Below are 3,455 nucleotides of genomic sequence, written 5' to 3'. Positions count from 1 at the left end.
AGCTGATGGATTGAGGCACAAGCGACAGTCCGTCGCGCAGCTACCGGCTATCGCTTGGACGAGACGCGACAGGCGCCATAAGCGCAACGGCGGCTCGCGCTTCTCGCGCTTCTCGCGCAGCGCTAGCAAGCGGCGCGGCCGCTCGAGTGCTCCTGGCAGGCGAAACCGCGCAGCGCGGCGGTCAGGCAGCGCCGCCGAACTTCAGCAGGTCGACAAAGCTGAACTGGCCGGCGGTCGGGGCAATCGGCGGGGCCGGCTTCCACGCGGGATCGAGGTAGAGGTACGAGTTCGGGTCGCGCTGCAGGAGTCCGACCAGGATCTCGGCGACGATCCTGCCGCCCACCGGGCCGAGCCGCTCGGCGTTGTAAGGCGAGAGCTCGGCCTCCTTGAGGATGTAGTACCAGAGCGGTGCCTCGCCGCCCCATCCGGGGTTGGGAGTGAGTCCGAGCGTGGCGTTCGACAGGGCGGTGACGCGCATCGCCTTCGCGACCTGCTGACCCGAGGGCAGACCGACGTGCTTTCCGCGCAACATGTTACGGACGGCCAGGTGGACCGTCGGGTCAGGGGGCGGGACGACCGATCCGGGGAGCGAGGTCAGCGGAAGCGACAGCCTGGTATCGAGCTTGCGCGGCTTGCGAGCCGGGAAATTCGGGTCGACCGGGAGGATGTTCTTCCATTCCATGACCAGGTCCTCAGGGATCGGTCGGCCGCCGTTGAGGTTGAAGCCGCCCTCGGGGCCGAAGATCGGGACCCCGCCCTTGTCCAACGTCGTCTGGTTGAGGACGTAGAAGGGCCGGATGATGCTGTGACCGAACCGATACGCCGCGACGGAGAACTCGATCGGCATGAACGGCCGGCCCTGCCGGTTGGTCGGCTTGTAGTGACCGAGATTGATCAGCGGGGGCTTTCCGGCGACCTCCCGGTAAACGCTGCCCTTCGTGCCGACGAGCTCGTCGCCGACGAAGCGCGGAAGGAAGTCGTGGATCACGGCCCATTGGTAGTGCCACCGGGTCAGCCTGCGTGCGGTCTCGAACACCCACTCGCGGCGGACGCCCTGCGCGCGAGCGTGCTCGACCATCCGGTTGTGGAACTTCGCGACGGCCTTGTGGAACTGGACGATGATCAGGTTCTCGTCGTTGCGTCCCTCGGGGATGATCGCCTGGCCGTCGCCGTCACGCGGCATGTCCTCGACACCGTTGACGTTCGGCGTCACCAGCAGCTTGTCGCGGTCGGCCGGATCGTAGAACTTGGGCTCATTGACCGGCCCGAGCCCGTAAACCGAATCGAGGTCGTAGCGCGGCGTCCGGAAGTTGACGGTCGCGTCCGGGTCCGCCTGCTGCAGGTCCAGCGGCGTGGTGTCGAACGTGATGTCGTGGTCGATGAACTGCCCGATGAACGTGAACCCGGCGAAGAGTCGCGGGCTGGTGTTCAGGTTCATGTCGTCCGGGATGGTCAGGTCCTCGACCATCGTCGTGGCCAGGCCTTGCAGCAGGTCGTCGGGCGGCGCGAACGCCGGAAGCTGCTTGAACATGGCCCCGAAACGGCCCTCGGCGAGCCGGTTCTTGGTCGTCAAGTACATTCCTCGAAGTGGGACGCCATGCAGGCCGCCCTCGGTTCCGACGGCATACGTGAGGCTCGGCATGCGGCCGAGCATCACGCCGGCCGACAAGCCGGCCGCCCCGGCGAGGAAACCGCGGCGGGAAAACGAGCTGCTTTGGCGACTCGAGTCCTGCTGGCGCTCGTCACGCTCCATGGCTGTCCTCCTTGCGCGTTGGTCGGGTGGGCAACGCCTATCCGACTGTGACGTTGCCGCTCGCCAGCAGGCCGCCACGGGTGTAAAAGACGGTCTCGGCGGCGAGTTGACTGGACAGTGCTGTTCCGCCGGACAGCGTGATCTTGAACGCGTCGCCGGTCGACGGCGCTCGATTGTTGTCGTTGTCTTGAACGACGACCTCGAAACGGCACATCGGGGTCGTCGCGGTGTCACGCGTCGGGCACGTCGACGGGAAGCCGGTCGGTGCTGAGGACGTCAGGTAGTAACGCCCGAGGAAGATCAGGCTGTTCCCATCCGGCGGCGGCTCCTGACCGATGCAGATCATGGATTCCGTCACCGGGTCGATCGTGTCGACGATCCCGTGGATCGAGAATGCAGAGCCGATCGGGTTGCTGCCCCTGTCGTTGTACGACAGTTCGACGTGAAGGCGACCCGTAGGCGGATTGAGCCCGCCGCTGTCCTCGCAACTGAAGCTGAAGCCGAACGACGCTGCCCCGGAAAATCCCGGCCCTGGCGGCAGTTGCCCTCCACCGCGACCCGTGCACGCCGTCAACGACGTGACCAAGACCCCGGCTGCAGCGACTGCTAAGACTCGCCGGAGGCGCGAATATCGACCGGTCTGCATGGGGCATCCTCCGAGGCCAGGAGGGACAGGACGGTAAAGCTATCCGTTAGTGCACACCGCAGCGTCGACCGCCCTCAGATGGGGTCGGGCGAGAACGACGGTCCTCCGCTATGCACTCTGTATTGTCGGCAAGGAGACGATTCCCGGCGCTCACGAGGGCCAAACCACGCACCCTGTCGTGGCGGCGGCACCACGGCGGCGCGGCTCAAACCGGCCGCCGTCGCGGCGCCCGAGCAAGCGCCCAGCTCGCGGCATTTGTCAAAGACTCCGCGAGCGCGACCACAGTCAAGCCTCGCGACCGGCGTTTTCGGCGGTTGGCCGCCACTTCGTCGAACGCGATGATATGACAACACTTATGTGAGTGTGCACGCAGCCGTCCGAGCACTTTCAGAGACTTGTCAAACGTCTTGACGCCCGCACTGGCGAAGAACGTGACCTAGCCCCTTTGTCCATCATCGACTCATCATGGCCATCGTCTATGCCGTCGAGCGCCGTTTCCATGGCGGCATCTCAGGCGCAGCGCTATCGCTTCTCGCGCAAAGCGCCGGCGGCCTTCGCCGGAGAGGTTCAGTCCCGTCGGCGCAATCAGTGGGCGAGGCCGTGCGAGTCGCGACCCATCGTCTTCGTATGCGGCGCTTGGACCGCCGCCGGCTTCTTGGCGTCCCGTCGGGCGGCCCTGTCGTCCGCTCCGAGTTTGGCGGGCGGGTTCTTGCCGCCCGTGGCCACGAAGGAGACGCAGTCGCCCTGGTTGCGGAACTGCGGGAACGCCCGCCACCCACCCTTCTTGCACTGCTTCCTGCTCGTCGGAGTCCGTACGAACTGGATGATGAATGTGCGATCCGAGAACACCTCGCCCGGAGGACCCGACGGAATGTCGATACCGACCGGATCGAGCACCTGGATGTCACCCGTCGCGTCACAGTGCAGGTACAGCGGATCGATGCCCTCGTGCCCGCCGAAGATGATCGAGTTGGTAGCGATCACCCGCAGCTGGTCGCCATAATCGGCGGAGAAGGCGATCGGCGGCAGTTCCGTTGCGAACTGGTCAGCGTTGCG

Annotated in this window: 3 protein-coding genes; all 3 read right to left on the bottom strand. The window is 65.8% G+C overall.

Annotated elements, in window-relative coordinates; translation table 11 throughout:
- Nucleotides 1–181 precede the first annotated feature (181 nt).
- Complete coding sequence (locus VFX99_RS06250) at nt 182–1,753, bottom strand: heme peroxidase family protein (RefSeq protein ID WP_329665454.1); 1,572 nt, start codon at nt 1,751–1,753, stop codon at nt 182–184.
- 37 nt (nt 1,754–1,790) lie between these two features.
- On the bottom strand, nt 1,791–2,399 hold the full coding sequence (locus VFX99_RS06245) for a hypothetical protein (protein ID WP_329665453.1): 609 nt from the start codon (nt 2,397–2,399) through the stop codon (nt 1,791–1,793).
- Between the two features lie 585 nt (nt 2,400–2,984).
- On the bottom strand, nt 2,985–3,455 hold a 471-nt coding region (locus VFX99_RS06240), incomplete at its 5' end, for a hypothetical protein (protein ID WP_329665452.1).

It is taken from the genome of Microbacterium sp. (assembly GCF_036277215.1).
Classification (GTDB): Bacteria; Actinomycetota; Actinomycetes; order Actinomycetales; family Microbacteriaceae; genus Microbacterium.
This window is presented reverse-complemented; position numbering and strand designations above follow the sequence as displayed.